The sequence below is a fragment of the Janthinobacterium sp. BHSEK genome, from assembly GCF_056174685.1.
The window spans coordinates 1-25,349 of the sequence record NZ_JBWBYV010000032.1 but is presented as its reverse complement, the minus strand read 5'-3'; the positions used below and the strand labels follow the sequence as shown (position 1 = coordinate 25,349).

Annotated in this window: 26 protein-coding genes; 10 read left to right on the top strand and 16 right to left on the bottom strand. The window is 61.8% G+C overall.

The annotated features are described in order from the left end of the window. Positions 1-62: 62 nt before the first annotated feature. The 4 genes from AC0V2Y_RS12815 to tyrS are packed head-to-tail and all read right to left on the bottom strand — an operon-like array spanning position 63 to position 3,084. Positions 63-707 carry a histidine phosphatase family protein gene (locus tag AC0V2Y_RS12815; RefSeq protein ID WP_475414624.1) on the bottom strand — a complete coding sequence of 215 codons (645 nt, stop codon included), beginning with the start codon at positions 705-707 and terminating at the stop codon, positions 63-65. A 3-nt stretch (positions 708-710) separates the two neighbouring features. Then, on the bottom strand, positions 711-1,343 hold the full coding sequence (locus AC0V2Y_RS12810) for a YbhB/YbcL family Raf kinase inhibitor-like protein (protein WP_475414623.1): 633 nt from the start codon (positions 1,341-1,343) through the stop codon (positions 711-713). 32 nt (positions 1,344-1,375) lie between these two features. After that, positions 1,376-1,822 carry a D-aminoacyl-tRNA deacylase gene (gene dtd, locus AC0V2Y_RS12805; RefSeq protein WP_070290004.1) on the bottom strand — a complete coding sequence of 149 codons (447 nt, stop codon included), beginning with the start codon at positions 1,820-1,822 and terminating at the stop codon, positions 1,376-1,378. Beyond that, on the bottom strand, positions 1,819-3,084 hold the full coding sequence (gene tyrS, locus AC0V2Y_RS12800) for a tyrosine--tRNA ligase (protein WP_475414622.1): 1,266 nt from the start codon (positions 3,082-3,084) through the stop codon (positions 1,819-1,821). Before tyrS ends, dtd begins: the two co-directional genes overlap by 4 nt. Before the next feature lie 154 nt (positions 3,085-3,238). On the opposite strand from tyrS, the gene AC0V2Y_RS12795 reads away from it, so the two are divergent. Together AC0V2Y_RS12795 and AC0V2Y_RS12790 are read left to right on the top strand one after the other, a co-directional pair. After that, positions 3,239-4,606 carry a M23 family metallopeptidase gene (locus AC0V2Y_RS12795; RefSeq protein WP_070289999.1) on the top strand — a complete coding sequence of 456 codons (1,368 nt, stop codon included), beginning with the start codon at positions 3,239-3,241 and terminating at the stop codon, positions 4,604-4,606. 132 nt (positions 4,607-4,738) lie between these two features. Beyond that, entirely contained in the window at positions 4,739-5,833 is a 1,095-nt protein-coding gene (locus AC0V2Y_RS12790; protein ID WP_475414621.1) for an anhydro-N-acetylmuramic acid kinase, read from the top strand. Positions 5,834-5,898: 65 nt separating this feature from the next. Here the strand turns inward: AC0V2Y_RS12790 and erpA are convergent, their stop codons facing one another. The 5 genes from erpA to rplM form a co-directional block, all read right to left on the bottom strand. Continuing rightward, a complete protein-coding gene (gene erpA, locus AC0V2Y_RS12785; RefSeq protein ID WP_029496047.1) occupies positions 5,899-6,261 on the bottom strand; it encodes an iron-sulfur cluster insertion protein ErpA in 363 nt (120 codons plus the stop codon). Positions 6,262-6,359: 98 nt separating this feature from the next. Then, complete coding sequence (locus AC0V2Y_RS12780) at positions 6,360-6,749, bottom strand: bactofilin family protein (protein ID WP_326458174.1); 390 nt, start codon at positions 6,747-6,749, stop codon at positions 6,360-6,362. Positions 6,750-6,839: 90 nt separating this feature from the next. Continuing rightward, entirely contained in the window at positions 6,840-7,877 is a 1,038-nt protein-coding gene (argC, locus tag AC0V2Y_RS12775) for an N-acetyl-gamma-glutamyl-phosphate reductase (protein WP_475414620.1), read from the bottom strand. A 170-nt stretch (positions 7,878-8,047) separates the two neighbouring features. Continuing rightward, positions 8,048-8,440, bottom strand: coding sequence for a 30S ribosomal protein S9 (rpsI, locus tag AC0V2Y_RS12770; RefSeq protein ID WP_010393285.1), 393 nt, complete (start codon positions 8,438-8,440; stop codon positions 8,048-8,050). 9 nt (positions 8,441-8,449) lie between these two features. Continuing rightward, positions 8,450-8,878 carry a 50S ribosomal protein L13 gene (gene rplM, locus AC0V2Y_RS12765; protein WP_010393282.1) on the bottom strand — a complete coding sequence of 143 codons (429 nt, stop codon included), beginning with the start codon at positions 8,876-8,878 and terminating at the stop codon, positions 8,450-8,452. A gap of 225 nt (positions 8,879-9,103) precedes the next feature. Between rplM and AC0V2Y_RS12760 the strand changes: the two genes are divergently transcribed. Continuing rightward, positions 9,104-9,526, top strand: coding sequence for an OsmC family protein (locus tag AC0V2Y_RS12760; RefSeq protein WP_475414619.1), 423 nt, complete (start codon positions 9,104-9,106; stop codon positions 9,524-9,526). A 108-nt stretch (positions 9,527-9,634) separates the two neighbouring features. Here the strand turns inward: AC0V2Y_RS12760 and coq7 are convergent, their stop codons facing one another. Both coq7 and AC0V2Y_RS12750 read right to left on the bottom strand, forming a co-directional pair. After that, positions 9,635-10,279, bottom strand: a complete 645-nt coding sequence (gene coq7, locus AC0V2Y_RS12755; protein ID WP_099665519.1) for a 2-polyprenyl-3-methyl-6-methoxy-1,4-benzoquinone monooxygenase — start codon at positions 10,277-10,279, stop codon at positions 9,635-9,637. 87 nt (positions 10,280-10,366) lie between these two features. Beyond that, the gene (locus AC0V2Y_RS12750; protein WP_475414618.1) at positions 10,367-10,798 is read right to left on the bottom strand and encodes a hypothetical protein; all 432 of its coding nucleotides are present in this window, start codon (positions 10,796-10,798) and stop codon (positions 10,367-10,369) included. A 148-nt stretch (positions 10,799-10,946) separates the two neighbouring features. Here AC0V2Y_RS12750 and AC0V2Y_RS12745 point away from each other — a divergent pair, with 148 nt between their 5' ends. The 4 genes from AC0V2Y_RS12745 (at position 10,947) to AC0V2Y_RS12730 (ending at position 17,567) form a co-directional block, all read left to right on the top strand. Next, positions 10,947-11,726: an ABC transporter ATP-binding protein gene (locus tag AC0V2Y_RS12745; protein ID WP_475414617.1), complete on the top strand. Its 780-nt coding sequence runs from the start codon at positions 10,947-10,949 to the stop codon at positions 11,724-11,726. A gap of 3 nt (positions 11,727-11,729) precedes the next feature. Further along, a complete protein-coding gene (locus AC0V2Y_RS12740) occupies positions 11,730-12,926 on the top strand; it encodes an ABC transporter permease (protein ID WP_475414616.1) in 1,197 nt (398 codons plus the stop codon). A 158-nt stretch (positions 12,927-13,084) separates the two neighbouring features. Next, positions 13,085-13,978: an ABC transporter ATP-binding protein gene (locus tag AC0V2Y_RS12735; RefSeq protein ID WP_475414615.1), complete on the top strand. Its 894-nt coding sequence runs from the start codon at positions 13,085-13,087 to the stop codon at positions 13,976-13,978. 10 nt (positions 13,979-13,988) lie between these two features. Next, positions 13,989-17,567 (top strand): ABC transporter permease/M1 family aminopeptidase, encoded by a 3,579-nt coding sequence (locus AC0V2Y_RS12730; protein ID WP_475414614.1) that lies wholly within the window; start codon positions 13,989-13,991, stop codon positions 17,565-17,567. A gap of 59 nt (positions 17,568-17,626) precedes the next feature. Here the strand turns inward: AC0V2Y_RS12730 and AC0V2Y_RS12725 are convergent, their stop codons facing one another. From AC0V2Y_RS12725 to AC0V2Y_RS12710, 4 genes are all read right to left on the bottom strand, one after another. Further along, on the bottom strand, positions 17,627-18,010 hold the full coding sequence (locus AC0V2Y_RS12725) for a hypothetical protein (RefSeq protein WP_475414613.1): 384 nt from the start codon (positions 18,008-18,010) through the stop codon (positions 17,627-17,629). A 170-nt stretch (positions 18,011-18,180) separates the two neighbouring features. Continuing rightward, complete coding sequence (locus AC0V2Y_RS12720; RefSeq protein ID WP_475414612.1) at positions 18,181-19,644, bottom strand: catalase; 1,464 nt, start codon at positions 19,642-19,644, stop codon at positions 18,181-18,183. A 93-nt stretch (positions 19,645-19,737) separates the two neighbouring features. Continuing rightward, positions 19,738-20,394, bottom strand: coding sequence for a DsbA family protein (locus AC0V2Y_RS12715; protein ID WP_475414611.1), 657 nt, complete (start codon positions 20,392-20,394; stop codon positions 19,738-19,740). Positions 20,395-20,408: 14 nt separating this feature from the next. After that, the gene (locus AC0V2Y_RS12710; RefSeq protein ID WP_475414610.1) at positions 20,409-21,278 is read right to left on the bottom strand and encodes an MBL fold metallo-hydrolase; all 870 of its coding nucleotides are present in this window, start codon (positions 21,276-21,278) and stop codon (positions 20,409-20,411) included. Positions 21,279-21,478: 200 nt separating this feature from the next. On the opposite strand from AC0V2Y_RS12710, the gene AC0V2Y_RS12705 reads away from it, so the two are divergent. From AC0V2Y_RS12705 to AC0V2Y_RS12695, 3 genes are all read left to right on the top strand, one after another. Then, a complete protein-coding gene (locus AC0V2Y_RS12705; RefSeq protein WP_475414609.1) occupies positions 21,479-22,930 on the top strand; it encodes an alkaline phosphatase in 1,452 nt (483 codons plus the stop codon). A 68-nt stretch (positions 22,931-22,998) separates the two neighbouring features. Further along, on the top strand, positions 22,999-24,384 hold the full coding sequence (locus tag AC0V2Y_RS12700; protein WP_475414700.1) for an alkaline phosphatase: 1,386 nt from the start codon (positions 22,999-23,001) through the stop codon (positions 24,382-24,384). A 74-nt stretch (positions 24,385-24,458) separates the two neighbouring features. Continuing rightward, the gene (locus tag AC0V2Y_RS12695; protein ID WP_475414608.1) at positions 24,459-25,187 is read left to right on the top strand and encodes a hypothetical protein; all 729 of its coding nucleotides are present in this window, start codon (positions 24,459-24,461) and stop codon (positions 25,185-25,187) included. A gap of 4 nt (positions 25,188-25,191) precedes the next feature. Here AC0V2Y_RS12695 and AC0V2Y_RS12690 read toward each other — a convergent pair. Continuing rightward, on the bottom strand, positions 25,192-25,349 hold a 158-nt coding region (locus tag AC0V2Y_RS12690), incomplete at its 5' end, for a transposase (protein WP_475418113.1).

The following is a 25,349-nucleotide window of genomic DNA, read 5'->3' as shown; positions in this document are numbered from 1 at the left end:
TTCCCTGCCTAATTAATAAGCACTATTTTTTTGGCTCAGTGCGTCAGAGTGAGGATGGGGCCTTAGCCCAGCTCGTCCATCGCGGGCGCGCTCAGGTGCTCGATATTTCCCCAGTGCACCAAATGCAGCTTGCCGTCCGCATATGAAAACCGGTTGACGCTGGCATTCTTGACCTGGAAGTCGCGCGGGCTGTCGAGCGTCATGCCGACCGCCTCGCGGTAAGCGCACTCGAGTACGCCGCCGTGGGCGACGATAGCGATCGTCTGGCCGTCGTATTGCCGGGCCCAGCGGACGATGGCGCCATTCGCGCGCGCATAGAACTGGCGGAAACTCTCCGCGTCGCGCTCGCCCGACGGCATCACGGCATCGATCTGGCGCGATTGCCACTGCGCATACTCGTGCGGATAGCGCGCGGCGATGTCCGCGTACAGCAAGCCTTCGAAAGCGCCATAGCAGCGCTCGCGCAGCAAGGGGTCCGTCTGCACGGGCAAGTCTTGCATGTCGGCCACGGCTTGCGCCGTCTGCTGCGCGCGCTGCAAGTCGCTGGCGATGATGGCGGCCAGCGGTTCGTCCGCCAGCGCCTGTCCCAGCGCGGCCGCTTGCGCCAGGCCCGCCTCGTTCAGGGCGATGTCGATATGGCCCTGCAGGCGGCGGCCCGCATTCCAGGCCGTTTCGCCATGGCGTATCAATAAAATCGTGGTGCTCATGCTTTATTTCTTCAGAGTAAGTGCCAGCTCGGGGTTGAGCGAGTAGGCGACGACGAGCTGGGCTTCGTCGAGGATGTGGCCGTAGAGCGCGGCATGCGCTTGCTGCCCCGTAAAGCGCTCGGGCAAGGCCAGCTGCGGCACGTCGAGCGCATACAGGCGGAAGATGTAATGGTGGATGCGCTCGTCATTCCACGGCGGGCATGGGCCATCATAGCCGTAATAGTCGCCGGCCATGGCGGCATCGCCGGCAAACCAGGCCGTGTAGTCGTTGATGCCCTGGCGTAGCCCAGCACTTGCGGCCTTGCCGCGCGGCGTGATGCCGCTGGAAAATTCTCCGGCAGCAATAGAACGCATGGCGGGCGGCAAGTCGAGCAAGCTCCAGTGATAAAAGTCGCCGCGCGGCGCCGTCAGCGGCAGGGATTGGTCGTCGCGGTTGACCAGGCTGGCGTCTTGCGGCGCATCGGGGTCGATGCAGAACAGGGCCAGCGACTCGGTGCCGTTGGGCACCTCGTCCCAGGCCAGGTGGGGATTGCGGTTGCCGGCGAGGCGCACGCGGTTGGCCGGATCGATCTCGGCAAAGGCATGGTCAGCCGGCATCAGGCCGCCATCACGAAACGTCTCGCTCCACAATTTCATCGCTTGCTCCCCTTGTAGTTATTGTTTTGTACTTATTTAGCGTTCACTTGCAGCCAGAATGTCACGGGCCCGTCATTCGTCAGCGACACCTGCATGTCGGCACCGAACTGTCCCGTTTGCACGGTCGCATGGCGACCGCGCGCCTGGTCCACGAAATGCGTGAACAGGCGCAAACCATCCTGCGGCGCGGCCGCCGGCGTGAACGACGGGCGCGTGCCGGACTTGGTGTCGGCCGCCAGGGTGAACTGCGGCACCAGCAGCAAGCCGCCGGCCACGTCCGTCACGCTGCGGTTCATCTTGCCCGCCTCGTCGGCAAACACGCGGTAGCCGAGCAGTTTGGTCAGCAAGGCGTCCGCTTCCTTCTCCGTATCGCCCCGCTCGGCGCACACGAGCACCATCAGGCCGGCGTCGATGGCGCCGACGGTGGCGCCGCCGACATCGACTTTCGCCTGGGTAACACGTTGCAGCAGCGCGATCATGCCGTCAAGGTGACGCGCGCGAAACTGCGCTTGCCAACTTGCAACACGAACTGACCGGCTTCCACTTGCAAGCCCTTGTCGCTGATGACGGTGCCGTCGATGCGCACGCCGCCCTGGTCGATCTTGCGCATGGCTTCCGACGTGGACGGGCACAGGCCCGCCTGTTTCAGCAATTGCGGGATGCCCAGCGGGGCGCCGGCCAGGGTCGCTTCCGGGATATCGTCGGGAATGCCGCCCTTCGAGCGGTTGACGAAATCGGCCAGCGCATCTTCGGCCGCCTGCTGCGAGTGGAAGCGGGCGACGATCTCTTGCGCCAACGCAACCTTGGCGTCGCGCGGATTGCGGCCTTCCTCGACTTCGCGCTTCAGCTGGGCCAGTTCGGCGATCGAGCGCCACGACAGCAGCTCGTAGTAGCGCCACATCATGACGTCGGAAATACTCATCAGCTTGGCGAACATGGTGTTGCCCGGTTCCGTGATGCCGATATAGTTATTCTTCGACTTGGACATTTTTTCCACGCCGTCCAAACCTTCCAGCAGAGGCATGGTCAAAATACACTGCTGCTCCTGTCCGTACTGCTTTTGCAGTTCGCGGCCCACCAGCAGGTTGAATTTCTGGTCCGTGCCGCCCAGTTCCAGGTCCGATTTCAGGGCCACCGAGTCGTAGCCCTGCATCAGCGGGTACAGGAATTCATGCACGGAAATAGGAATGCCGCCCTGGAAGCGCTTGGTGAAGTCGTCACGCTCGATCATGCGCGCCACCGTGTAGTGGGAAGCGAGCTGGATGATGCCGCGCGCGCCCAGCGGATCGCACCACTCGGAGTTATAACGGATTTCCGTCTTGCTGGCATCCAGCACTAAAGATGCTTGCGCGAAATACGTCATCGCGTTAATCTCGATCTGTTCCTTGGTCAGCGGCGGGCGCGTGACGTTGCGGCCCGAAGGGTCGCCGATCATGGAAGTAAAATCGCCGATCAGGAAAATGACTTGATGGCCCAGGTTTTGCAGCTGGCGCATCTTGTTCAGCACGACAGTGTGGCCCAGATGCAAGTCGGGTGCAGTCGGGTCCAGGCCCAGTTTGATGCGCAGTGGAACACCGGTTTTCTCGGAACGCGCTAATTTTTGCGCAAATTCGCTTTCGATCAAGAGTTCGTCGACGCCACGCTTGGTAATCGCGAGGGCTTCTTGTACTCTGTCCGACAGCGGAAGCGCGGTCTGAGCGGCGTTAGCCTTTGTAGGCGATGCGGTGGTGTTGATTTCCATAAAATTTGACTGTAGATCTCAAAATGGTAGTAGGTTTGCGGAGTTTGTTATAATGCTCGATCCCATCAATCTTGCCGTATGAAAACGAACCAAAATAACAATAACAAAGAGCACTAGTTCACGAATCGTTCAAGGGCAAATTTTAACTGATTGCATGAACCCTATACATAAAATCACAGGCTCACGCTTGTACACACAGCTGACGACGACACGCAAGGCACGCATTATCGGCGCGTCCGCAGTGCTGCTCGCCGTGGCCGCCTTCGGCGCGGTCGCTGTGTCGCCCATGGCGCCCGACGCATCGGACTTGCCGGTCACGTCCATCGCGCAAAACCTGGAAATGCCTGATCTCGCCTCGCAAATTTCCGCGATGGAACAGGTAGACCAGAATTTCACCCACGAAGAAAAAGTCCGCGCTGGCGATACCCTCGCCACCCTGCTGACCCGTCTCGGCGTGGATGATCCGGCGGCCGCCAATTTCATCAAAACCGACAAGATCGCGCGCGGCGTGATGTTGCTGAAATCGGGCAAGCGCGTGCAAGCGCAAACGACCGAAAACGGCGACCTCAACTGGATGCGCGCCACCCTCGTCGACGGTACCGACAAATCGGTCAAGAACATCCTGATCACCCGCAAGGGCGACAAGTTCGTGGCCACGGAAGTGGCAGCCCAGCTGGAACGCCGCGTTGAAATGCACGCGCGCAAGATTACTTCCACCCTGTTCGCCGCCACCGACTCCAGCCTGGACGGCACCCGCCTGCCAGACTCGATTTCCGCGCAAATCGTGGAAATGTTCTCGACCAATATCGACTTCCGCTCCGACCTGAAACGCGGCGACTCGTTCAATGTGGTCTACGAAACGTTCTGGCAAGATGGCGAATTTGTCCGAGCGGGCCGCATCCTGGCCGGTGAATTCACCAACCGCGGCACGACTTACCAGTCCGTTTGGTTCGAAGACCCAGCCAGCAAGCAAGGCGGCGGTTACTACAGCTTCGACGGCAAGTCCCTCAAAAAAGCCTTCCTGAAATCCCCCCTCGAATTTTCCCGCATCTCGTCCGGTTTCTCCATGCGCGTGCACCCGATTTCCGGCAACTGGAAAGCGCACAAGGGCATCGATTTCGCCGCAGCAACGGGCACGCCCATCCGCGCTTCCGGTGACGGCGTGGTCGATTCCGTCGGCAGCCAGAACGGCTACGGTAATGTTGTTGTTCTGAAACACTGGGCCAACTACAGCACCGCCTATGCGCACATGAGCCGCTTCGCTTCAGGCTTGAAAAAAGGTCAAAAAGTCAGCCAGGGCGATGTGATCGGCTACGTCGGCACCACCGGCTGGTCCACGGGCGCCCATTTGCACTATGAATTCCGCGTCGGCGGCGTGGCACAAGATCCAAGCAAGCTGAACGTACAAGCCCAGGCGCCGTTGACGGCTGCCGAGCTGAGCCGTTTCCGCATGGTCTCCGCCGACATGATGCACCGCTTCACCCTGCTGCGTCCGAACGACACGGCACTGGCTTCGCGCTAAGTAACACTGCCTTCGGGCAACATATAAAGGCACCGCCCATGCAGATGGCCGGTGCCTTTGTTTTTTCCCGCGTGCGTACGGCACAAATGCGGCACAATGCACCCCATCACTTATGCATTCAAGGACAACCCCATGCTGTATATCGGTCTGATGTCTGGCACCAGCCTGGACGGCGTTGACGGCGCGCTGGTCGACTTTTCCGACGATGGCGGCACGCGCAGCCTGGGCGACGCCTACATTCCCTTTCCCGCCAGCCTGCGCGACGACCTGATGGCCTTGCAAAGTGCCGGCCAGAATGAAATCGAACGCGAAGCACTGGCAGCCAATCAGCTTGTGCGCCATTACGCCGACTGCGTCGCCCTGCTATTGAGCGACGCGGGCATCGGCCCGGACGCCATCGCCGCCATCGGCGCGCATGGCCAGACCATCCGCCACCGCCCCGAGCTGGGCTTTACGCGCCAGTTGAACAACCCGGCCTTGCTGGCGGAACTGACGGGCATCGACGTCATCGCCGACTTGCGCAGCCGCGACGTGGCGGCCGGCGGCCAGGGCGCGCCGCTGGTGCCCGCTTTTCACCAGGCCATCTTCAACTTGCCCGGCCACACGCGCGTGCTGGCCAATATCGGCGGCATCAGCAATATCAGCGTGCTGCACGCGGACGGCACGGTGACGGGCTACGACACGGGCCCCGGCAATGCGCTGATGGATGGCTGGGCCTTGCGGCACCTGGGCCAGCCGTATGACGCCAACGGCGCCTGGGCCGCCACGGGCAAAGTCTTGCCTGCCCTGCTGGCGGATTTGCTCGACGATCCCTATTTTGACTTGCCGGCACCGAAAAGCACGGGCCGCGACCTCTTTCACGCCGACTGGCTGCAAGGCAAGCTGGTGAATCACCGTGGCGCCCGGCCGGCCGACGTGCAGGCGACATTGACCCAGCTGACGGCCGCCAGCCTGGCACACGCCATCGCGCGCGACGGAGCGCAGGCGGAAACCGTGTACGTATGCGGCGGCGGCGCGCAGAACGCCAGCCTGATGGCGGCCCTGGCCGGGCAATTGCCGGGCATGGCGGTGGCATCGACAGAGGCGCTGGGCGTGGCGCCCAGCCAGGTCGAGGCGCTGGCGTTTGCCTGGCTGGCCTGGCGTTTTACGCAGCGCAAGCCGGGCAACTTGCCGGCCGTGACGGGTGCGGCGGGCTTACGCGTGCTCGGTGCGCTGTATCCGCGTTGAGCAGATGTAGAAACACAAATAGCGGATCAATGATCCGCTATTTTCTTGCTTGCCCCGTTTAGTACTTAAACGGAGAAGGACGAACCGCAACCACAGGTAGACGTCGCGGTAGGGTTTTTAATCACGAACTGCGCGCCTTCCAGGTCATCCTTGTAGTCGATTTCCGCGCCGACCAGGTACTGGTAGCTCATGGAATCGATCAACAGCTGGACGCCGTTCTTGACCATGGTGGTGTCATCTTCGTTGACGATTTCGTCGAAGGTGAAGCCGTACTGGAAGCCGGAACAGCCACCGCCCTGCACGAAGACGCGCAATTTCAGGTCGGGATTGCCTTCTTCTTCGATCAGCTGCGCGACTTTTTCGGCGGCGCTATCGGTAAAGATAATAGGGGAAGGGATCACATCTTGCATTTCAGCGACGGCATTCATATCAGGCACTCCTACTAGAAAACATTAAGTCATTATAGACTGTTGGCGCAACTCGCGCTGCGGCCGCCGCTGGCACGGCTGGCCGGTGTTGTTCCTGCTCACATTTCCGACACGGCCAGGTGCAGCACGGGGTCGGCGCTGTCGTGGCGACTGAGCTTTCCTTGCACCAATGCGCCGCTGTGCATTTCCAGCACTTTGTAGTAGACCTCTCCTACAATGCGGGCTTTGGGCTGGATTTCAAGCATTTCGGACACATACACGGGGCCGTTGATCTCGCCGCTGACGACCAGGCTCGAACAGCGCACCTCGCCATCGATGCGCCCTGCCTCGCCCAGCACCACATGCGTGGGCTCGCCCGCCTCGCCCGTGACGTTGCCGCGCACATGGCCATCGATGCGCAAGCCCCCGCAAAACAGCAAGTCGCCCTCGATCCGCGTGGAAGCGCCGATCAGGGTGTCGATGGGATTTTTCGCGTTGCGCTCGAACATGAACGTCATCCTGTCGGGGTAGGTGGCAGTCCAATTTATCACAGGTCCGGCAAAAAGGCGCCGGACCTGCGCAAGCACGGGTGCCTATTTTTATGGCAGCAGGGCGATGTGTTGCAAACCGGCCGTTTCTTTCAAGCCAAACATCAAGTTCATGCACTGCACGGCCTGGCCCGATGCGCCCTTGACCAGGTTGTCCTGCACCACCAGCACGATGACGGTATTGCCGCCTTCGGGACGGTGCAAGGCCAGGCGCAGCATGTTCGAGCCGCGCGTGGAGCGCGTTTCCGGATGCGCGCCGAATGGCATCACGTCGACGAACGGCTCGTCCTTGTATTGCGCTTCGAACAAGGCTTGCAGTTCTTCATTGCTGACATCCTTGTTCAGCTGCGCGTACAGGGTCGAATGCATGCCGCGGATCATCGGCACCAGGTGCGGCGTGAAGGTCAGCGCCACCTTGTCGTCCGTGAAACGCTGCAGCTGCGCCGTCGTTTCCGGCAGGTGGCGGTGGCCAGCCACGCCGTAGGCCTTGAAGCTGTCGCTACTTTCCGAGAACAGGATGCCGATTTCCGCCTTGCGGCCGGCGCCGGACACGCCCGACTTGCAGTCGGCGATCAAGCCGCCCGCATTCACCAGACCCGCCTTGAGCAGCGGATAGAAGCCCAGCTGCATGGTGGTCGGGTAGCAACCGGGGTTGGCGATCAGCCTGGCCTGCTTGATGTCTTCGCGGTTCAGTTCCGGCAAGCCGTACACGGCCTCGGCTATCAGTTCGGGCGCCGTATGGGGAATCTTGTACCACTGCTCGAACTTGGCCTGGTCTTTCAGGCGGAAGTCGGCGGCCAGGTCGATGACCTTCACGCCGGCGGCCAGCAAGGCAGGAGCTTGCGCCATCGCAACACCATGCGGGGTGGCGAAAAACACCACGTCGCACTGTTCCAGATTCGCCTTGTCCGGCGAGGAAAACGCCAGCTTCACGTGGCCGCGCAGGGAAGGATACATGTCGGCAACGGGCAAGCCATCTTCCTTGCGCGAGGTAATCGCCGTCAACTCGACATCTGGATGGGTAGCGAGCAAGCGCAGCAATTCAACGCCCGTGTATCCAGTGCCGCCGACGATGCCAACTTTGATCATGTTCTTTCCTTGTGTATAGATTGCATAAAGATGAAGGGAAACGCTACCCCTGCGGGTTTTCCGCGTATTTTACAGCGCAACGCAGAGTCACGCTGAAATGCAAAAAAGCCGCGGGACCGAAGTCCAGCGGCTTTTCGACCAGCACCCCGGAAGGCGCTGTAGCGTAGAAATTAACGCTTCGAGAATTGCTTTGCGCGACGTGCTTTGCGCAGACCAACTTTTTTACGCTCGACTTCACGTGCATCGCGGGTCACGAAGCCGGCTTTCGCCAGTTCCGGTTTCAGCGCTGCATCGTAGTCGATCAGAGCGCGGGTGATGCCGTGACGAACTGCACCAGCCTGGCCCGACTCACCGCCGCCATGGACGTTGACTTTGATGTCGAAACGCTCGACATTGCCGGTCAGTTCCAGAGGTTGACGGATGACCATCAGACCCGTTTCGCGCGAAAAGTATTCGTTTGCTGGTTTGCCGTTAACAACGATCAAGCCTGTGCCAACTTTGATAAAAACCCGAGCCACTGCACTTTTGCGACGGCCGGTTCCATAATTGTAATTACCGATCATGTCAGTTCCTTAGAGAACAAGTGCTTTAGGTTGCTGAGCAGCGTGCGGATGGGAACCTTCCGCGTACACTTTCAGCTTCTTGATCATTGCGTAGCCGAGTGGGCCTTTAGGCAGCATGCCCTTGACCGCTTTCTCAAGCGCGCGACCTGGAAAACGCTGTTGCATTTTCTGGAAGTTGGTTTCGTAGATGCCGCCTGGATAGCCAGAGTGACGGTAGTAAATTTTCTCAGTTGCTTTGGTACCGGTCACACGCAGTTTGCCTGCGTTGATGACGACGATGAAGTCGCCGGTATCGACGTGAGGAGTAAATTCTGGTTTGTGTTTGCCGCGCAGTCGGAGTGCCACTTCGCTGGCAACACGTCCGAGGACTTTGTCCGTCGCGTCAACCACGAACCAATCGCGCTGGACTTCATGTCCTTTAGCGGAAAATGTTTTCATGTTGACTTCCTAATAGATTACACGCTCAAATGGTGGTTCCGCCGATGTTGCTGTGCGGACTCTGCCTTATTTACTTTTCCTGAGCGAACGGAAAGCCGACAAGTATAAGCGGCTTTGCCGTGCCGCGTCAAGCCGCAATCCAGGCAGGCTGCGGGCCGGCGGCCGGCACATGGATGGGCATTCCTCTATTACAATACAAAACGCTTACAATTTTCGGAGAGTACGATGGAATGCAAAGTCAGCTGGAATGGCCCGTCGGGCATGAGTTTTCGGGCAGAAACCGGTTCCGGCCACATGGTGACCATGGATGGCGCGCCCGAGGGCGGCGGCCACAACCTGGCGCCACGCCCCATGGAAATGGTCTTGCTGGGCACGGGCGGCTGCACCGCCTATGACGTGGTGCTGATCCTGAAACGGGGCCGCGAAGCCGTCAACGGCTGCGAAGTGACCCTGAAGGCCGAGCGCGCCGACACCGATCCGAAAGTCTTTACCAAGATCCACTTCCACTTTACGGTACGGGGCAAGGCATTGAAACCGACGGCCGTGGAACGGGCCGTGGCTTTGTCGCATGACAAATATTGCTCGGCATCGATCATGCTGGCGAAAACTGCCGAGATCACTCACTCGTTCGAAATCATCGAGGAGTAGGTCGGATTAGCGCGTGAGCGCGTAATCCGACGACACCCACGGCGCCAACAATGTTGTCGGCTTACGCGCTGCGCGCTAAGCGGACCTACCCCGAGCGATGCCGACGTGTTAGATGTAATACGCGGTCTTCGTCATCACTTTCCCCATGATGCCCATCAGCGCCTTGACGGGCGCCGGGGTGTCGATGGCGCCCAGTCGCTGGGCGGCGGCGCCGTGTTCCACCTCGTCGATGGCCATCTGCTTGACGATGGCGCGCGACTTGGCGTCCTGCGGCGGCAATTCCTGCAGGTGGCTGGCCAGGTGCGCTTCCACCTGGCGTTCCGTTTCCACCACAAAACCCAGGCTGCGGCCGTCGCCCATGCGCGCGGCAATGGTGCCCAGCGCAAACGAACCCGCATACCACAGGGGATTGAGCAGGCTCAGACGCGAGCCCAGCTCCGTCAGGCGCTGCGCCGTCCAGGCCAGATGGTCTTCCTCTTCGCGTCCCGCCTCATCGAACTGGGCGCGGATGGCCGGGCTGTGCGCATAGCGCGCCTGCGAGTTGTACAGGGCTTGCGCGCACACTTCGCCCACATGGTTGACGCGCATCAAACCGGCGCTGTGGCGCTGTTCGGCCGGGCTCAGCTCCGCATCGGGCGCGTGCGCGGCCGGCGTGGGGCGCGAGGCCGAGGCCACGCCCGCGATGACGCGCAAGGCCTTGTCGGCGCCGACAATCAAACGATCCAGGGGGTCAAAATGGCGGTTCGCGGTCATCGTGGCTATGCTCATGAGTAGTAAAACATGAATTATAGGACGATCAGGGCCAGCCGTCCCCACGCCGCGCGCAGGGCGAACGGGGCTTTATTGACCTGTGCGCGCTTTTTCCTGCTCGATCCAGTCCACCACGGGGCCGACGGCATCGAGGCCGGACAGGCTTTTTGCCACACCCAGGTTCAGTGAAATCAGGAAAGAAATGCTGTCGACGGGAATGTCCCGGCAGTATTCGGCAAACGCGGCGCGAAAACGCTCCGATTGCAGCACGCGCAAGACTTTTTCGCCGCTCATGAATTGCAGCACGCTGGCGATGCTGTGTCCGCCGCCTATCGAGTGGTAGATAAAACGGTTGTACTTCGCGTCGATCTGCGTGAAATCGAGGGTTTCTTCCGTCATCAGGCCGGCCAGATAGTACAGCCCCAGGCTGACGCGGAAGAAACCGATGGCTTCGGCACTGGTCATGCCGGCGCGGGCCACGGCCAGTACCTTGTCCTGCATCGCCTGATCGATCGTTTGCATTGCGCTCTCCCGCGCCGTCCGCCGGCGCCCACCGGGCCAGCTTGCATGAAGATGCTGTTTTTTTCAATAGACCAAACGATATTTCCACCTTGCAAGTTACATTTTTTGCATGCTACTCTCGTTCTTCACCGTTGAATGGATGAAGCACATGATAGAGGTCAAGCACCTGGCAAAACGTTTCCGCATGCCGCCCCACAAGGGCAAGGGCGTGCACGTCAGCGATCCGCGCGAACACGAGGGCTGGTTCCACGCCGTGCGCGACGTCAGTTTCAGCTGCGCCCCGGGCGAAGTGCTGGGCTTGCTGGGGCCGAATGGCGCCGGCAAGACCACCACCCTGCGCCTGCTGTCGACGGCCTTGCAGGCGGACGCGGGCAGCGCCCTCGTCAATGGCGTCGACGTGCTGCGCCAGCCGCTGGCGGCGCGCCAGAGCATCGGCTTCCTGTCCGGCTCGACGGGCTTGTACGGCCGCCTGACGGCGCGCGAGAACGTCGAATACTTCGGCCGGCTGCACGGCATGCCGGCCGACCAGCTGAAACGCCGCTGCGATGAACTGTTTGCCCTGCTGCAAATGGAGGAATACGGCGGCAAGCGGGCCGATCAGTTGTCGACGGGCATGAAACAGAAGTGTGCGATCGCCCGCACCGTCGTGCACGAGCCGCAGGTGGTCATCCTCGACGAGCCGACGACGGGCCTGGACGTGATGTCGGCCAAGATCCTGCTCGACTTCATCGCCAGCTACAAGGCGCTGCGCGTGCCGCTGATCTTTTCCACGCACCACCTGCACGAGGTGGAAAAGCTGTGCGACCGCGTCTGCATCATCAACCGCGGCACCACCGCCTTCCATGGCACGGTCGACGAACTGCGCCACCTGGGCGGCAGTGCCGATCTGTACGACGCCTTTGTCAGCGTCATCAACCAGGGAGCCTGAACCATGTGGACCATTTATCTGAAAGAGTTGCTGGAACTCACGCGCGACCGCAAGACGCTGATCTTCACCATCCTCATCCCCATCTTTGCCATGCCGCTGATCTTTGGCGGCTTCGCATATGTCTCGAACAATATGTTCAAGAACGCCAAGACGGCGGAAATGCGCTACGCGCTGTTCGGCAAGGACCATTCGCCGGGCTTGAGCGCGCGTTTTGCGCAGCAGCACAACCTGCGCGAAGTGCCGCTGGCCAGCGAGGGGGAGATCCGCCGCGCCATCGGCGACGACAGCATCAAGTTCGCCGTCGTCATTCCGCCCCGCTTTGAAGAGGCGCTGCGGCAACAGCAGCAAGCCAAGGTCACCTTGCACTACAACAGCGCCAGCACGGTCGATGTGACCCAGCAGCGGGTGCGCGAGATCGTCGATGCCTACAACGCCAGCCTGCGTGAAAGCGCGTTGTCGGACCTGAACCTGAGTCCGGCCCAGCTGGCCTTTGCCCTGCATCCCATCGTGCTCGACAAGCAATCGACGGCCAACGAGCGCGAGCAGATGGGCGCCATCGTCGGCGGCATGCTGCCCTATCTGCTGCTGATGGTGTGCCTGACGGCGGCCATGTATCCGGCCATCGACCTGGGCGCCGGCGAAAAGGAGCGGGGCACCCTGGAAACCCTGCTGCTGGCGCCCGTGCCGCGCAGCGCCATCGTGCTGGCCAAGTTCCTCGTGCTGTTTACCGTCGGCATGACCTCGGCCGTGCTGATGGTGGGCAGCATGGGCGCGCTGCTGGCCATCTTCGGCAGCTCGCTCGAAGGCAACATGGCCGTCATGGTGCGCAGCATCGGCTTGCCCGACCTGGCCATGGTGACCCTGATGCTGGTGCCGACGGCCGCCATCTTCGCCTCGCTGCTGCTGTCGATCTCGATCTACGCGAAAAGCTACAAGGAAGCGGCCGGCATGATCACGCCCTTGATGCTGTTCGTCATCCTGCCCACGGTGGCGGCCATGCTGCCCGGCGTCGAGCTGAACTGGATATGGGCCATGGTGCCGCTGACCAACGTGTCGCTGGCCATGAAGGAACTGGTGAAAGGCACCATGGATTACCGCATGTTCGGCGTGATCCTGGCGTCGACCACGGTGATCGCGGGCGCCCTGCTGGCCCTGTGCCGCTGGTGGTTTAACCGGGAGTCGGTGCTGTTTCGCAACTAACACTTGCACGGCGCGCCGTCTGCCCCGTCGAACTGCACTCTGGGCACGCGAAAATGCCGTGTATCGCATGCAACTGCCCAGTGCGTCTTAAATTCAATACAATGCCAGCATAGAGTAGCCCTGTCGCATCGGGCAGCAACGCATGAGTTAGGAGTTGTATGGAATTGCAGATCCGCAAATTGTCGAAGACCTACGCGAATGGCGTGGTGGCGCTGGACAACGTTTCGCTGACGATACCGCCCGGGATGTTCGGCTTGCTGGGCCCGAACGGCGCCGGCAAGTCGACCCTGATGCGCACCCTGGCCACCTTGCAGGAATGCGATTCCGGTTCCATCTTTTTCGGCGACTATGACGTGCTCGACGACAAGGACGAAATCCGCCGCATGCTGGGCTACCTGCCGCAGGACTTCGGCCTGTACCCGAAAGTGACGGCCTACGAGCTGCTCGACCACTTCGCCATGTTGAAAGGGCTGTCGCAGCGGACGCGCCGGCGCGAAGTCGTCGACGGGCTGTTACAGCAAACCAATCTGTTCGACGTGCGCCACCAGCGCCTGGGCGGCTTTTCCGGCGGCATGCGCCAGCGCTTCGGCATCGCGCAAGCCCTGCTGGGCGACCCGAAACTGATTATCGTCGACGAGCCGACGGCCGGCCTCGACCCGCAGGAGCGCGTGCGCTTCCACAATTTGCTGTCCGACATCGGCGAAGACAAGACGGTGATCCTGTCGACCCATATCGTGTCCGACGTGGCCGACCTGTGCGCCAACATGGCCATCATCAACAAGGGCCATTTGCTGCTGTGCGGCAAGACCCAGGAACTGATCGATGAAGTCAGCTGCAAGATCTGGGCACGCTTTGTCGAAAAAAAAGAACTGGCCAGCTTCCAGCAGCGCCACGCCGTCATTTCCACGCGCTTGCTGTCGGGCCGCACCCTGATCCACGTCTACAGCGACGACGACCCGGGCGACGGCTTCGAGGAAGCCATCGGCGACCTGGAAGACCTGTATTTCGCCACCATTGCGGGGCGCCACCGCGTCGCCCCGCAGTGCGACTGAGGGGGCGGCCATGTTTGCCATCGCCCGCTTTGAAGCGCGACAGCGGCTCAAGCTGCTGTCCACCTGGGTGTATTTCGCCATGTTCCTGGCGCTGGCCATGCTGTGGATGGCCGCCGCCGGCGGCGTCTTCAAGGAAGCGAGCATCAGTTTCGGCGGCAAGTTCCTGATCAACGCCCCCCGTTCGCTGGCGTTCACGTGCAGCCTGCTGGGCTGCTTCGGCGCCGTGGTGGTGGCCGCCATGATGGGCCGCTCGGTGCAGCAGGATTTCGAATACGGCATGCAGCATTTCTTCTTCAGCGCGCCGATCAAAAAATACCAGTACGTCTTTGGCCGCTTCCTCGGCGCCTACCTGGTGCTGGCCGTGGTGTTTTCCAGCATCGTGATCGGCGCCTGGCTGGGTGCCTGGCTGCCCGGCATCGATCCGGAACGGCTGGGGCCGCAGCGGGCGCTGGCCTACCTGATGCCGTATGTGTTTACCCTGCTGCCGAACCTGTTCATCTTCGGCGCCATCTTCTTCGTCATCGCGGCCCTGACGCGGCGCATGCTGCCCGTCTACATCAGCTCGGTGGTCATGCTGATCGGCTACCTGGTGGCGCCGTCGCTGGCGCGCGACCTCGACTACAAGACCCTGGCCGCCCTGATCGACCCCTTCGGCACCACGGCGCTGATACGCCTGACGGAATACTGGCCGAACGCGGAACGCAACACGCGCCTGGTGACGCTGGAGGGCGTGTACCTGCTGAACCGCGCCATCTGGTCCGGCTTCGCCCTGGTGGCCTTGCTGCTCGGCTACTGGCGCTTCCAGTTCCACGCCACGACGGACGCGGGCGCCACCCGGCGCCGCAGCGAGGGCGAGGCGCCGCAGCGCCTGTCGAACGCCTCGCTGTCCACGCAGGAAACGCCCGACTTCGCGCAGCGCAACCTGGCCGCCCTGCTCCTCAAGATGAGCTGGCTGAACCTGCGCGAGACCATCAAGAACATCTATTTTGTCGTCATCGTGCTGGCCGGCGTGCTGACCATGTATGCGGGCGCGCTGGACATGGGCTCCATCTACGGCACGAATACCTATCCCGTGACGGAAAAGGTGCTGGAGATGGTCAGCGCCTCATTCGCCCTGTTCATGCTGATCATTACCACCTTCTATGCGGGCGAGCTGGTATGGCGCGAACGGGAAGCGGGCACGTATCTGATGCTCGACGCCCTGCCCGTGCCGAACTGGCTGCCCCTGCTGTCGAAACTGTTCGCGCTGGTCGGCCTGCAAGCCTTGCTGAGCCTGGTCATCATGCTGTGCGGCATGTCGATCCAGGTCTTCAAGGGCTATTACCGCCTCGACCCCGGCCTGTACGTGGAATCGCTGTTCCTGTCGCACCTGCCCTACTATGCGCTGGTCGCCGTGCTGGCCATCTTCGTGCAGGTATTGATCAATCACAAATACCTGGCGTATTTCGCCATGATTCTGTACCACATCGCCAGCATCAGCTTTTCCTCGCTGGGCCTGGGCGACCCGCTGCTGCTGTACGGCAGCACGCCGGACGTCGTGTATTCGGCCATGAACGGCGCCGGCCACTTTGTGTTGCGCGAGCGCTGGTACTTGCTGTACTGGAGCGGCGCGGCCGTCATGCTGACGGTGCTGTCACTGCTGTTCTGGCCCCGCGGCGCGCAGGACAGCTGGCGCATCCGCCTGCGCCTGGCGCGCCATGGCCTCACGCATGGCGTGCTGGCCAGCTTTGCCGGCGGCGCCGTGGTCTTCGTCGGCGCCGGCGGCGTGCTGTTTTACGTGTTCCACGTGGCCAACGATTACCAGTCCGAATTTTCCCGCGACGGGGACCGCGCCAGCATCGAGCGCCAGTACCGCAAGTTTGCCGCCACGCCGCAGCCGAGAATCACCGACGTGAAACTCGACGTGGCCATCTACCCGGCGCAGCGCACCCTGGCCGTCACGGGCCGCTATGTGCTGCAAAACAAGACCAGCTTGCCGATCAGCCATATTTTTGTGCAACAAGACCCGACCGCCACCATGCGCCTGCGTTTCGATACGCGTGTGCATCCCGGCCTCGATGACGGCAAGCTGGGCTTCTACAGCTACCGCCTGGCCGCGCCGCTGGCGCCGGGCGCCACCCTGGGCCTCGATTTCGACATCCGCTACGCGCCGCGCGGCATCTTCGGCCTGGGCCAGGACACGCCCGTGGTGGCCAACGGCACCTTCTTCACGAATGCCGTGCTGCCGCACATCGGTTACCAGCCGCAGCAGGAATTGACGGACCCGCGCGACCGCAAAAAACACGGCTTGCCCGCGCGCGAACGGGCCTTGCCGCGCGATGACCCGAAGGGATTGGCCGACAACTACATCAGCAACGACGCCGACCGCATCAACTTCGATGCCACCGTCAGCACCGTCGACGGCCAGACGGCCATCGCGCCGGGCATGCTGGACAACGACTGGATCGCCAAGGGCCGCCATTACTTCCATTACACGATGGACCAGCCGATCCTGAATTTCTACGCCTTCCAGTCGGCCCGCTACGCCGTCAAGCACGAGCGCTGGCAAGACGTGGCCATCGACGTGTATTACCATCCTGGCCATGAATACAACCTCGAGCGTTTCGTGCGCGGCAGCAAGGAAGCGCTCGAGTACTACACGAAGAACTTCGGCCCCTACCAGCACAAGATCCTGCGCATCGTCGAATTCCCCCGCTACGCCACGTTTGCGCAATCGTTCCCGAATACGATACCGTACTCGGAAGGCCTGGGCTTCATCGCCAAGGTGGACGACAAGAACCCGAAGGACATCGACTATCCGTTCTACATCACGGCGCATGAAGTGGCGCACCAGTGGTGGGCGCATCAATTGGTGGGCGGCAATACACGGGGCGCCACCGTGCTCAGCGAAACCCTGGCCGAATATTCGGCCCTGATGGTGATGAAGAAAACCGCGGGGCCGGCCAAGATGCGCCGCTTCCTGCGCTATGACCTGAATCAATACCTGATGGGGCGCAGCGAGGAACGCAAGAAGGAACTGCCGCTGGCCGAGAATGAAAACCAGGCCTACATCCATTACCACAAGGGCAGCCTGGCCATGTACTTGCTGCAAGACATCATCGGCGAGGACAAGGTCAACGGCGTGCTGCGCGAGCTGCTCAAGACCTACGGCCAGAAAGGCCCGCCGTATGCGAGCGTGACGGCCCTGATTGCAGGCTTGCGCCAGGTCACGCCGCCCGAGCAGGCTTACCTGATCGACGACCTGTTCGAGAAAATCGTGCTGTTCGACAACCGTGCCCTGTCGGCCACGGCCACGAAACGCAGCGATGGCAAGTATGCCGTCACCATCAAGGTGCAGGCGGGCAAATTGACGGCCGGCGAACAGGGCGAGGAACACGACGCACCGCTGCACGACTGGATCGAGATCGGCGTCGACGACGCGAATGGCCATCCGCTGCTGCGCGAACGGCTGCGCATGACGGCGCGACAAGCGAGCTACACCGTCATCGTCGGCAGCCGTCCCGGCAAGGCGGGCATCGATCCGGACAACAAGCTGATCGACCGCAAGCCCGATGACAATATGGTCACCGTCGAGCTCGACGAACCATGACGAAAAATGGCCGCCCGTTTCAATGATGGGCGGCCATTTTTTTGCGTGTCACACGGGCATCAGGCTGCGGCGCAGCGCGTCACCAGGCTCAGGCTGATACACATTTCCGTCAGGTGCTGCATGTCGGCCAGCGACAGGTCGAGCGGCGCATCGACCGTGTCGTCGCCATTCAGCTCCAGTTGCAGCTCGGCCACGATGCGCGGCATGGTGAACGTCACGCCGCGCGAGCGACATTCGGCCAGGTAGCTGCGTATGCGCGAGGGCAACACTTGCGACTTGGGCGCCTGCGCGATCAGCACTTCGAAGCCGGAATCGAGATGCACGCGATTCGCACCCTTCGCCTCGCCCTTGCGCCATTGCCGTTCCGGCTCGGTGGGCAAGACTTCGAGGATGGATTTGAGCGTGGGGTCGTCCCCATGCACCGACAGCTTCGCCATATTCATATTACAAGACTTTCTAGTCAGGACGCCGCCAGGAAGGCGGCGCGATCATCAGACCGACAAGTCTACGCATGGATATCAAATATGTCCATACGGCAATATTTGATATCAACCTCTAATTTGTGCCATATCAATAACAGGCGGAACAAGCAAGTTCCGCCTGCAACACGCAATTACAGCGCCACGCCACGCGCCTGCAGGGCGGCCCGCACGCCGGCGCCATAGGCCGGGTCGGCCCGGTCGAAGTGGCCGAGCTGACGCTGCAAGGTTTCCGCGCGCACCTGGCTCAGGGGACCGGCCAGGTTGTCGAACAGATTTTGCCTGGCCTGGGCCGACATCAGACGGAACAGATTGCCGGCCTGCGTGTAATCGTCTTCCACGCCGCGCCCGTCGTAACGCGCCGCGCCGCCAGCCAGCGCCAGCGCCGGCTCGCCATGGCCCAGCCCCTGCGGCGCACTGCCCGCCGCCGCCACGTTCGCATAGTTCTGCGCCGAACTGCCATTGTGGATGGCCATGCCGCCGTCGCGCTGCTGATTATGGAAGGGGCAGCGGGCCGCATTCACGGGCAGATGCTGGTGGTTCGTGCCGACGCGGTACAGCTGGGCGTCGTGGTAGGCGAACAAGCGGCCTTGCAGCATCTTGTCCGGCGAGTATCCCATGCCGGGCACGGCGTTGGCCGGCGAAAAGGCTGCCTGCTCGACTTCCGCGTGGTAATTGTCCGGGTTGCGGTTCAGCTCGAAAATACCGACGGGCAGCAGCGGAAAGTCCCCATGCGGCCACACCTTCGTCAGGTCGAACGGGTTCCAGCCCGTGCGCTGCTCCCAGGCATCGAGCTGCTCCTGCGTCGCCACCTGCAGCTTGACTTCCCACTGGGGGAAATCGCCGCGCTCGATGGCGCCGAACAGGTCGCGCTGGGCGTAGTCGGGATCGGCACCTGCCAGGCGGCCCGCTTCCGCTGCAGGCAAATTCCTGATGCCCTGGCGCGTCTTGAAGTGCCACTTCACGTACACGCGCTGGCCATCGGCATTGATCAGGCTATACGTGTGACTGCCGAAGCCATCCATGTGGCGGTAGCCGTCCGGCGTGCCGCGGTCCGAGAACAGCATGGTGACCTGGTGCAGGCTTTCCGGCGCATGGCTCCAGAAGTCGAACATCATCTCGGCCGATTTCAGATTGCTTTGCGGATCGCGCTTTTGCGTGTGGACAAAGTCGGGAAACTTGATCGGGTCCTTGATGAAGAACATGGGCGTGTTGTTGCCGACCAGGTCCCAGTTGCCCTCTTCCGTATAGAAACGTACGGCGAAGCCGCGCGGGTCGCGTTCCGTATCCGCACTGCCGCGCTCGCCACCGACGGTGGAAAAGCGGGCGAAGGTGGCCGTCTGCTTGCCCACTTCACTGAACAACCTGGCCTTGGTGTAGCGGGAAATATCATGCGTGACGGTAAAGGTGCCGTAGGCGCCCGAGCCTTTGGCGTGCACGACGCGCTCGGGAATGCGCTCGCGGTTGAAATGCTGGAGTTTTTCGATCAGGTGGAAGTCTTGCAGCAGCAGGGGGCCGCGGGGACCGGCGCTGATGGAATTCTGGTTGTCGGCGACGGGAATACCCGAGGCGGTACTGAATGGCGGCTGTTGGCTCATGGCTGCTTTTCCTTCGTTGTTGACTAATGAAACCAGTGTAACGAGGTCAACAACAAAGGAAAAGATAATTGATTTTATCGAATCGATAGCTATTTACAATGCGCAACCATGGGCGTCGCATACGCCACCCAGTTGCGCCTGCAACTTCGCCGGCTGGCCCAGGAAGCCGCCGATATCGATCATGGACAGCTTGCCGCTGCCATCGTCGAGCACGAACGTGGGAAAGCCCTGGCCGCCCACCTGCGCCAGCAAGGCGCGGCTGGCGTCGATGTGCCGCTGCGTGGCGACGCCCGCCTGCTGCGCATACGCGGCCTGGAATGCCGCCCGATCCATGCCCAGCTCTTGCGCCAAGGTCACCAGCACGGGCACGTCGGCGATGCGCAAGCCGTCCACGTAATGGGCGCGCTGCACGCGCTGCAGCATGTCCAGGCCCTTGCCGGCCAAGACTTCCGCCGCCAGGATGGCCGTGATCGGCGGCTCGGAATCCATCATGGCCGTCGTGTCGTTCAGCAAGCCGTCGATATAGGCTTCGCCGAAGGGCTGGCCCGACAATTGCTCGATGCGCCGGTCATGCGGCAGCACATAGCCGCGCCAGGCGGGCGTGATCTGGCGGCGATTGCTGCCCGTCATCATGCCGCCGCCGTGGAACGCCACCGTCAGTCCGGGCACGGCGCGCGCCGCCTCGACCAGCGGCGCGGCGCCGTAGCACCAGCCGCACAGGGGGTCGAAAATGTAGTGCAGTGTGGGCATGCCGGCCTTGCCGCTTACCATTGCATTTCACCCTTTGCCACCTTGGCGCTCGTCTCCAAAGCGCCATCCAGGCCCAGCTGCGGATAGCGCGTTTTCATCGCTTCGATCAGGGCGGCCGAGTTGGCGGCCTTGGCCGTTTCCCCTTCAAACGTCACCAGGTAGTCGCGCGTAAAACCGATGCTGTCGGGCGTCAGGGACGAACCCACCTTGAAGTGGCCGGGCACGACGGTGACGGGTTTCAGCGCCGCGATGCCGTCGAGGGTCTTGAGCCAGTCCTGGCGCGATTGTGCGCTTTGCGTATCAGCCGTCCACACGTGCAAGTTACCAAACAGCACGACGCCGCCGACGACGGCCTTGATCGATGGAATCCACACATAGGTGCGCGCTGGCGTCGGGCCGGCGATATCGAGCGACTGGCCTTCCAGACTGATGCGCTTGCTTTTCAAGGCTTCGGGAATGACGATGGCGTGCGGCGCATTGTCCTTCAGGATCGGGCCCCAGTAAGCGACCTTGGCGTCGGCCTTGCGGCGGATCTCGGCCACGGTTTCCGGCGTGGCGACGATCTTTGCCTGCGGGAACGCCGCCTTGATCACGTCGAGGCCAAAGTAAAAATCGGGATCGCTATGGCTGATATAGACCGTCGTCAGTTTCTTGCCGCTGGCGCGGATCTTCTCCACCAGCTTTTGCGCCTCGGCGCGCGAAAACTGCGCATCGATCAGCACGGCGTCATGCTTGCCCGCGACCAGCACGGAAGCGACGGGGAAAATCGCCGCCTCGCCCGGATTGAATACTTCCAGGCTCAAGGGAGCGCTGGCGGCGGCCGAGGCGGCGCCGGCGGCAAACAGGGTGGAAACGAGAACGCTGCGGATGGATTGGGAGAACATGAAGTGCCTTCACAAGATGATTGGGATGACGGCATCTTACGTTGCTTGATTCGGTAGAAAAACCCGATAAACCGCAATAGTTTGTTGCATGTTTCGATGCAATCTCCGGCCATCGAAGACCTAATGTTTCACAGCGTCATCATGACGTCACATTGAATTGTTATCTTGCCAGCTCTTTCAAACCTAGCCGGATGAACCACATGACACGCAGAAAAATTTCCGTCGCTGGCTGCAGCGTCGCCATCACCCTGATGCTGGCCGCCTGCGGCAGCGACGCCAAAAAAGAAGAGGTAGTGGCTGAAGCGCCGCCGAAAAACGTCATCTTCTTCCTCGGCGATGGCATGGGCCTGACCACCATGACGGCCGCGCGCATCTATGCGGTGGGCGAAGACGGTGCGCTGACCATGGACACCCTGCCGGAAACGGCCTTCGTCAAGACGTTCTCGAACGATGCGCAAGTAACCGACAGCGCGCCGTCGATGGCCGCCTACATGACCGGCGTCAAGATGAACAATGAAGTCATCTCGATGTCGGCCAACACGGTCGCCATCGATCCGGGCACGGATGCGAACGGCAACAAGCTGGTCAACAAATGCGGCACCGGCAACGGCACGCCCGCCACCACCCTGCTGGAACTGGCCAAGGCCAAGGGCTTTGCCGCCGGCGTCGTCAGCACGGCGCGCGTGACGCACGCCACGCCGGCCGCGACCTACGCGCACATCTGCCACCGCGACCTGGAAAACGATATCGCCGCGGCCCTGGTGCCAGGCGGCACGGGCTACAACAGCGCCCTGGGCAGCACCGGCCTGGAAGTGGTCCTCGGTGGCGGCGCGCAATTCTTCAAGCCGTTCAAGGATGGCGGCAAGCGTTCCGACGGGCGCGACCTGGTGGCCGAACTGAAAGCGAAGAGCTACACGGTCGCCAACACGGGTGCCGACTTCAAGGCCGTCGATGCGGCCAAGACGGAGCGCCTGTTCGGCGTGTTCACCTCCAGCCACATGAGCTACGACCTGGACCGCGATGCAGCCAAGGAACCGAGCCTGGCGGAAATGACCACCAAGGCCATGGACGTGCTGGCCAAGAACAAGAAGGGTTACTTCCTGATGGTCGAAGGCGGCCGCATCGACCATGCGCTGCACGAAACGACGGCCAAGAAGGCGCTGCAAGACACAGTCGCCTTCGACAACGCCATCAAGGCCGCCATCGAAAAAGCCAAGCTCACCGATCCGACCCTGGCCAATACCCTGATCGTCGTCACGGCCGACCATGACCACACCCTGGTGCTGAACGGCTACGCCAAGCGCACGGGCAAGACGGCTGCCGGCAACCCTGGCGTGCTGGGCGTGGTGAAGAACTACGTGACCGGCGCGGTCGAGAAGGACCTGGACGGCGCACCGTATTCGATCATCGGCTTCGGCAATGGCGAGAACCGCACGCAAGCGAGCCGCGCCGCCATGGCCAGCCTCGATGAAACCGTCACCAGCGCCAATAATTACCACCAGGAAGCGGTGATCCGCACCACGGCCGGCAATGAAACCCACGGCGGCACCGACGTCTTCCTGGGCGCCATCGGCAAGGGTTCGGAAACCTTCCTGGGCACCATCGACAACACCAAAGTATTCGGCCTGGTCAAGACCGCCGGCGGTCTGTAATCCCCAAGAGACAAGAATTGGACAAGCATATGAAACTTGCATCGACACCCGCCGCACTGAAATCGGCCCTGAAACTCTCCTTGCTGACCACGCTCGTGGCCGCCAGCGTCGCCAGCGCCTACGCCGCCGACGCCAAGAACGTCATCTTCTTCCTCGGCGACGGCATGGGCCCGTCCGTTGTGACGGCCGCGCGCATCTACCAGTACAAGGAAGACGGCAGCCTGACGATGGATACGCTGGAACGCACGGCGCGCATCAAGACCTTCTCGAACGATGCGCAAACGACGGACAGCGCGCCATCGATGGCCGCCTACATGACCGGCGTCAAGATGAACAATGAAGTCATCTCGATGGCGCAGGACACGATCGCCAAGGAACCCGGCCGCGACGCCAACGGCAACCTGGGCGTGGACAATTGCCCGGCCGGCGGCAAGAGCGTGCCGACCATCCTGGAACTGGCAAAAGCCAAGGGCAAGGCCGTGGGCGCCATCACCACCACGGAATTGACGCACGCCACGCCGGCGACGACGTTCTCGCACATCTGCAACCGCAATGCGCAATACGCGATCGCCGCGCAAGCGACACCCGGCGGCGCCGGCTACAACGCGGCCCTCGGCGATGGCGTCGACGTGATGATGGGTGGCGGCCGCAACCACTTCACGCCTTGGTCGACGAGCAACAAATACGGCCGCGCCGATGGCCGCAACCTGTTGACGGAGTTTGCCGCCAAGGGCTACACCGTGGCCGCCAACAAGACGGAAATGGCGGCAGCGCCGAGCGGCAAGAAATTCATCGGCCTGTACAGCACCCGCAGCCACCTCGAATATGAGCTGGACCGCACCGCCACGCCGCCGCTGGGCGAAGGCGCGACCCAGCCTAGCCTGTCGGAAATGACGCTGAAAGCCATCGACTTGCTGTCGAAAAACACGAACGGCTACTTCCTGATGGTCGAAGGCGGCCGCATCGACCACGCCTTGCACGGCATCAATGCCAAGCGCGCGCTGACGGACACCATCGCCTTCGACGACGCCATCAAGGCGGCCATCGCCAAGATCAAGGAAACCGATCCGACCCTGGCCAATACCCTGATCGTCGTCACGGCCGACCATGACCACACCCTGGCCTTCAACGGCTACGGCAAGCGCGGCAACCCTATCCTCGACATCAACCGCGGCTACAAGGATAACCAGCCGAGCAAGGATGCCGATGGCAATACCTACACCACCCTGGTCTTCGGCAACGGCCCGAACCGCCCTGCCCTGCGCAGCAACGTCGACAGCGCCACGGCCCTGAAAGACAATTACCTGCAAGAAACAGGCGTGCGCCTGGCCAGCGAAACCCACGGCGGCGGCGACGTCAAGCTGCTGGCCACGGGCGCCGGCGCGAAAACCTTCAAGGGCACCCTGGACAACACCAAGGTGTTCGACTTGCTGAAGGCGGCCTTCGGCTTCTGATCCACGTCAACACGGTAACCCCACCGGGGCGGATGGCGTATGCCCTCCGCCCCTCTGCACGTAAAGGCAATACCATGAAATCGTCCCTGATCGCCATCCTCCTGGCCGCCGGCTTTGCCGCCAGCGCCCAAGCCGCTCCTGCCGCCCCTGCCGACCTGGACCTGGGCATCACCTATTACAGCCGCGTCCTGACGCCGGAAGGCGTGACGCGCGAAAGCCGCTACGCAGAAAAGATGCTGCGCCGCCCCGGCCACGTGTGGGTCGAGCGCGTGCTGGCGCCGTCAACGGACGCGCATGCGGGCCACAAGCATGGCGAAAACAAGAAAGTGGCATTGAAAACGTCGACCGCGGCCACGCAGCATGAACACAAGCACTTCAATCCCGTGCTGATCCCCCGTCACGTGATGCTGGAAAAAAATACCGTGCGCGTGGAATACGTCGACGCGCATGACAAGATCGTCGTCTCGATTCCCAAGGCCGAGTACGAAAACGTCAATTTCGACGGGTCCTGGGAAAACAGTTTTTATCTGCTGGACCCGAAACTGGTGGCCGCCATGCCCCTGTCGAAACAGGCATCGAACGTGCCCGGCGCACGCTGGCGCGAAGTGGAAAAAAATGGCGTGTTCCAGCGCATCCTGTGGGATGAGCAAAAGCAGATTCCCCTGATCATCGAAAGTGGCGACCGCGCGAATACCTTCTATCGCCGCGTCGACGTCAAGCTGCAGCCGACCGTCAGCAAGGCGCAGCCGTGGGCGAATTTGCAGAATTACGCGCAGCGCGAATACTCGGACTATCTCGACTAAGAGCTTATTTCAGTAGGCCAGTAGCACGCCAGGTAATCACGGCGCAGGCGATATGCAGAAAGGCGAGATAGGTTGTGGCGAGCTTTTCCCATCGGACCAAGATGCGACGGAAGCGGTTCATCCAACTGTGCGTGCGTTCAACAACCCAGCGTCGCGCACGGA

Coding starts and splice junctions, on each gene's coding strand:
- AC0V2Y_RS12815 (WP_475414624.1), bottom strand. CDS start 707: ATGAGCACCACGATTTTATTGATACGCCATGGCGAAACGGCCTGGAAT.
- AC0V2Y_RS12810 (WP_475414623.1), bottom strand. CDS start 1,343: ATGAAATTGTGGAGCGAGACGTTTCGTGATGGCGGCCTGATGCCGGCT.
- dtd (WP_070290004.1), bottom strand. CDS start 1,822: ATGATCGCGCTGCTGCAACGTGTTACCCAGGCGAAAGTCGATGTCGGC.
- tyrS (WP_475414622.1), bottom strand. CDS start 3,084: ATGGAAATCAACACCACCGCATCGCCTACAAAGGCTAACGCCGCTCAG.
- AC0V2Y_RS12795 (WP_070289999.1), top strand. CDS start 3,239: ATGAACCCTATACATAAAATCACAGGCTCACGCTTGTACACACAGCTG.
- AC0V2Y_RS12790 (WP_475414621.1), top strand. CDS start 4,739: ATGCTGTATATCGGTCTGATGTCTGGCACCAGCCTGGACGGCGTTGAC.
- erpA (WP_029496047.1), bottom strand. CDS start 6,261: ATGAATGCCGTCGCTGAAATGCAAGATGTGATCCCTTCCCCTATTATC.
- AC0V2Y_RS12780 (WP_326458174.1), bottom strand. CDS start 6,749: ATGTTCGAGCGCAACGCGAAAAATCCCATCGACACCCTGATCGGCGCT.
- argC (WP_475414620.1), bottom strand. CDS start 7,877: ATGATCAAAGTTGGCATCGTCGGCGGCACTGGATACACGGGCGTTGAA.
- rpsI (WP_010393285.1), bottom strand. CDS start 8,440: ATGATCGGTAATTACAATTATGGAACCGGCCGTCGCAAAAGTGCAGTG.
- rplM (WP_010393282.1), bottom strand. CDS start 8,878: ATGAAAACATTTTCCGCTAAAGGACATGAAGTCCAGCGCGATTGGTTC.
- AC0V2Y_RS12760 (WP_475414619.1), top strand. CDS start 9,104: ATGGAATGCAAAGTCAGCTGGAATGGCCCGTCGGGCATGAGTTTTCGG.
- coq7 (WP_099665519.1), bottom strand. CDS start 10,279: ATGACCGCGAACCGCCATTTTGACCCCCTGGATCGTTTGATTGTCGGC.
- AC0V2Y_RS12750 (WP_475414618.1), bottom strand. CDS start 10,798: ATGCAAACGATCGATCAGGCGATGCAGGACAAGGTACTGGCCGTGGCC.
- AC0V2Y_RS12745 (WP_475414617.1), top strand. CDS start 10,947: ATGATAGAGGTCAAGCACCTGGCAAAACGTTTCCGCATGCCGCCCCAC.
- AC0V2Y_RS12740 (WP_475414616.1), top strand. CDS start 11,730: ATGTGGACCATTTATCTGAAAGAGTTGCTGGAACTCACGCGCGACCGC.
- AC0V2Y_RS12735 (WP_475414615.1), top strand. CDS start 13,085: ATGGAATTGCAGATCCGCAAATTGTCGAAGACCTACGCGAATGGCGTG.
- AC0V2Y_RS12730 (WP_475414614.1), top strand. CDS start 13,989: ATGTTTGCCATCGCCCGCTTTGAAGCGCGACAGCGGCTCAAGCTGCTG.
- AC0V2Y_RS12725 (WP_475414613.1), bottom strand. CDS start 18,010: ATGAATATGGCGAAGCTGTCGGTGCATGGGGACGACCCCACGCTCAAA.
- AC0V2Y_RS12720 (WP_475414612.1), bottom strand. CDS start 19,644: ATGAGCCAACAGCCGCCATTCAGTACCGCCTCGGGTATTCCCGTCGCC.
- AC0V2Y_RS12715 (WP_475414611.1), bottom strand. CDS start 20,394: ATGCCCACACTGCACTACATTTTCGACCCCCTGTGCGGCTGGTGCTAC.
- AC0V2Y_RS12710 (WP_475414610.1), bottom strand. CDS start 21,278: ATGTTCTCCCAATCCATCCGCAGCGTTCTCGTTTCCACCCTGTTTGCC.
- AC0V2Y_RS12705 (WP_475414609.1), top strand. CDS start 21,479: ATGACACGCAGAAAAATTTCCGTCGCTGGCTGCAGCGTCGCCATCACC.
- AC0V2Y_RS12695 (WP_475414608.1), top strand. CDS start 24,459: ATGAAATCGTCCCTGATCGCCATCCTCCTGGCCGCCGGCTTTGCCGCC.